This is a genomic window from Pedobacter sp. 01T416_2 (assembly GCF_056398925.1).
In genome coordinates this window covers 1-4,315 of the sequence record NZ_JBFTQI010000782.1, presented here as the reverse complement: position 1 = coordinate 4,315, position 4,315 = coordinate 1, and the positions used below count along the sequence as shown (strand labels likewise).

The window sequence follows — 4,315 nt, the reverse complement described above, 5'->3', positions numbered from 1 at the left end:
ATTTAATGGGAGAGAACATCCAAATTATAACCGAATATCCTTTTGGGCTATTGTTTTATGGAAAAACCTGGAACGATGTAGTGCAACACAATTTTGTTTATAAAAAAGGGCCTATCGTAATTACATCCCATAATGCCTATTTAATGTTTATTACTTATTTGGGGCCTTTGCTGGGCTTTATTTTACTCATTTTATTATATCGAAAAGTAGGGAAGATCATTTTTTATGCTTTTCTGCACATCAAAGATAAGAAAAATGCGCTTCTGGTCTGTTTGAGCTGTTCTTTTTTGGCAATATCCATCAACTCATTTTTTCATAACGAATGGCTTTTGGCAACGAGCGGACCAACATTGTTCCTATACTTTGCCATTCTACAACTCTCCAAAATCAAAATGGTAGACCCCATTTTGGTTGAATACAATTAACACAAATAAATTGACGAATATGAATATCCCATTCTCTCCGCCCTTTATCGATCAATCTGTTGTTGATCAGGTATTGGAAACACTTAACGATAAATGGATTACTACAGGGCCAAAAGTAAAAGCCCTTGAATGTGAAATTAAAGCGATGACTGGAACTGATGAGGTGATCTGTGTAAATTCCTGGACATCGGGTGCTATTTTAATGTTAAAGTGGTTTGGTGTTAAAGCTGGCGACGAAGTAATTGTACCGGCATATACCTATAGTGCCACAGCATTAGCGGTGCTTCATTGCGGCGCAACTCCGGTTATGGTTGATGTGCTTGATGATTTTAATATCGATCCTGAAAAGGTTAAGGCTGCAATTACTACAAAAACCAAAGCTATAATTGCAGTAGATATTGCCGGCTGGCCGTGTGATTATGCTGCGCTAAAAGAATTGATTAATCATGTTGATGTTAAGAAAAAATTTAAATGTCAGTCAGATAAACAATTCTTACTTAAAAGAATATTGCTGATTTCGGACGCTGCACATTCAATAGGCAGTTTATATTACGATAAACCAGCGGCACAGCTGTGCGATGTAACGATATTTTCGTTTCATGCCGTTAAAAATATTACCACAGCCGAAGGAGGCGCGATCTGCTTAAACCTGCCAGCTGCATTTGATCCTCAGGAAGAATACAACTACTTAAAAATGTACACACTTAATGGTCAGAACAAAGATGCGCTTTCTAAATCAAGAGGTGCTGGCTGGAGGTACGACATCCTGTTTCAGGGACTAAAGATCAATATGCCTGATATCTGCGCTGCAATTGGTTTAGCACAGATCAGGAAATATAATCCAGATCTTTTACCTAAGCGTAAGAAAATTGCGCAGCATTACTGCGATGGCTTTCAGCACGAAGATTGGTTTATTGCCCCACCTTTAGTGAGTACGCAACGCGAATCCTGTTACCATCTTTTCCCCTTGAGGGTTAAAGGTTTAACCGAGATACAGCGAGATCAGATCATTGATGACCTGGCATCTTTGGGGATTGCGAGCAATGTGCATTTTATCCCGATGCCAATGCTTACGCTCTTTAAAAACCTGGGTTATAAAATTGAAGATTATCCAATGGCCTATCAGAATTATGCTTGTGAGATCTCTCTACCCATTTATCCACAATTAACAGATACAGAAGTAGAATTTATCATCACTTCCGTAATCAGCTGTGTGCATATTCAATTAAATAGCCATTCAGAAATTGAAGAAAGTGGCTTTTCAGGGCATAAACAAATGGCAGTAGCATCATGAAAATAAATAAAAAAAGAATATTCGATGTGGTTTTTGCAATGCTGTGTTTAGTGTTGTTCAGTCCGCTTTTAATCTTGATTGCCATCCTAATCAAGCTAGACTCGAAAGGTCCTGTTATTTTTAAACAGATCAGGGTTGGACGGAATATGAAAGATTTTCATTTGGCAAAGTTTCGAACCATGTATGTAATACAGGGTAACAATAGCTTACTCACCATCGGGAACAGGGATAACCGCATTACAAGGATAGGCTACTGGTTACGGAAATACAAGTTAGATGAATTGCCCCAGCTATTGAATGTTTTAAAAGGGCAGATGAGTTTTGTTGGACCAAGACCGGAAGTTAGAAAATACGTGAATCTTTACAATGAAGAACAACGTTACGTTTTATCCGTTAAACCGGGTATTACTGATTGGGCATCGGTTGAGTTCTGCAATGAAAATGAGCTGCTAAAACATGCCGAAGATCCTGAAACTTATTACATCGAAAGGATTATCCCCGCAAAAATTAAACAGAACATGAGGTATATCAATCACAATGATATCCTAACCGATTTTAAAATTATTTGGTTAACGATTAATAGGATTGTCATCAACTAAAATGATATGTACGCTCCACAAAAAACTATTAAAGAAGAAGTTAAGCTTAAAAAGAAAGTTTTCTTTGTACTCAGCTCATTAACTTCGGGCGGCTCAGAACGGGTGTTCTGGAATTTGGCCCAAGGATTTAACAAAGATAAGTTTGACGTGACCATTGTGATTTTAGATTCGACCGTGAATTGTTTCTCGATGGATCTGGAAGGTGTCCGTTTTATCGATTTAAAAACCAAAAAAGCATCTAAATCTTTTTTTGCGCTTTATAACTTACTAAAAAAAGAAGATTGCTAGGGCGTCTAATATTCCGCACGAACAAAGATTGTTTGAAGGATTTAAGTCGAGGTTTTACGAGCTTTTTGCCAGCGCAAGTTATCGGGGCTACAAACAGATCGTTTGCCAATCAGAAGAAATGAAACAATCATTGATTGATACTTATAATGTCAATCAGGAGCTGATCAGGGTTATTGCCAATCCAGTATTGAAAACTAATAAGTTAAAGGAGGCTAAAACACCTGATAAAATTTATAAATTATTAGTTGTGGCCCGTTTTGCACTGGAAAAAGGCTTAGAACGGCTGGTTGATATTATGGCGCATTTGCCCGAAAATTATCATCTCGATTTCGTGGGAACAGGAGCACTAAAAGATCAGATTAACACTAAAATTAAGGACCTGCAGCTCGATCACAGACTTAAAATTTTAGGAGAGATTAAAAACATCCACGAGGTAATGGTTCAGCACGATTTAATGGTGTTGAGCTCTTATACAGAAGGTTTCCCGAATGTGGTTTTAGAAGCGCTTACCGTAGGCCTACCAGTAGTAACCTTTAGAGTGAGTGGCATTCCTGGATTAATTATCGATGGCTTTAACGGTTTTGTTTTAGAACAGGATGATCTGGCAGGCTTTAGGCGGCGAATTATCCAGGCCTGCACTCAAGGCCAATGGAACCCGGCTGAGATTAGGAGAAATGTATATCAGAAATGTGCGCTTGATAAAATCAGCGCTCAATATGAAGAATTAATTAGTTAACAATCTAAAATATTATCACTATGTGTGGAATATACGGCACAACCATACCTTACTCAAACGGAACTATCCGTGAGAAAATGGCAAGAATCAGTTTTCGAGGTCCGGATTATACAGGGGTTCAACGTTACGATCAGGTTATTTTTGCACACAATAGATTGGCCATTATCGATCTTGATGCCCGCTCCAATCAACCCTTTTCATATATGCACCTCCATATTGTTTTTAACGGAGAAATATACAATTACAAAGACATTAGAAAAGACCTGGAACGGAAAAACTATCAGTTTAACACCAGTTCAGATACCGAAGTAATATGCGCAGCTTATTTAGAATATGGAGCCGATTGCTTAACCCGTTTTAACGGAATGTTTGCTTTTGTGATTTATGATACCCATAAAAACGAGCTGTTTGGTGCCAGAGATCGCTTTGGCAAAAAACCTTTTTATTATGCACACGATCACTCGTCGTTCGAATTTGCAAGTCAACCCTCACAAATCAATATAGACAGGAATCTAAGTGTTAACGAAGAAGCYATTAATCAATATTTAATCTGGGGTTATGTGCCAGAGCCTCAGTCTATTTATGCAGAGGTGAAACAGTTACCTGCAGCCAACTATTTTAAATACGACCTTAAATCTCATAAGCTTAAAATTACAGAATACTGGACTTTAGATTATGGCTGGAAGAATAAATTTGATGGAAGTTATGAAGAAGCTAAAGAAGCTTTAGCGCTTATTTTGGCCGATGCGGTTAAAATCAGGATGAATGCTGATGTACCATTGGGTGTGTTTTTATCTGGCGGTATAGATTCATCGTTAATTGCAGCTATGGCCACAAAAGAAATCGACCACGTTAAAACATTTTCTATAAAATTTAATGAAAAAGGTTTCGATGAAAGTGCTTATGCCAATCAGGTTGCGAAACACTTAGGTACCGACCATTATACCATTGAATGTAATTACAATGATGGCAT

Annotated in this window: 5 protein-coding genes and 1 pseudogene; all 6 read left to right on the top strand. The window is 37.9% G+C overall.

Going from position 1 to position 4,315, the window contains the following annotated elements; genetic code table 11:
- A pseudogene (locus tag AC1DPQ_RS24025) lies at positions 1-425 on the top strand (hypothetical protein); the annotation flags it as partial.
- A gap of 19 nt (positions 426-444) precedes the next feature.
- The gene (locus AC1DPQ_RS24020) at positions 445-1,719 is read left to right on the top strand and encodes a DegT/DnrJ/EryC1/StrS family aminotransferase (protein ID WP_477581876.1); all 1,275 of its coding nucleotides are present in this window, start codon (positions 445-447) and stop codon (positions 1,717-1,719) included.
- A complete protein-coding gene (locus tag AC1DPQ_RS24015) occupies positions 1,716-2,318 on the top strand; it encodes a sugar transferase (RefSeq protein ID WP_477581878.1) in 603 nt (200 codons plus the stop codon). The genes AC1DPQ_RS24020 and AC1DPQ_RS24015 overlap by 4 nt, the downstream gene beginning before the upstream one ends.
- Before the next feature lie 6 nt (positions 2,319-2,324).
- The gene (locus AC1DPQ_RS24010) at positions 2,325-2,606 is read left to right on the top strand and encodes a hypothetical protein (protein WP_477611108.1); all 282 of its coding nucleotides are present in this window, start codon (positions 2,325-2,327) and stop codon (positions 2,604-2,606) included.
- Between the two features lie 118 nt (positions 2,607-2,724).
- Positions 2,725-3,342, top strand: coding sequence for a glycosyltransferase (locus AC1DPQ_RS24005; protein WP_477611107.1), 618 nt, complete (start codon positions 2,725-2,727; stop codon positions 3,340-3,342).
- A gap of 20 nt (positions 3,343-3,362) precedes the next feature.
- The coding region (asnB, locus tag AC1DPQ_RS24000; RefSeq protein ID WP_477611106.1) for an asparagine synthase (glutamine-hydrolyzing) at positions 3,363-4,315 on the top strand (953 nt) is incomplete at its 3' end.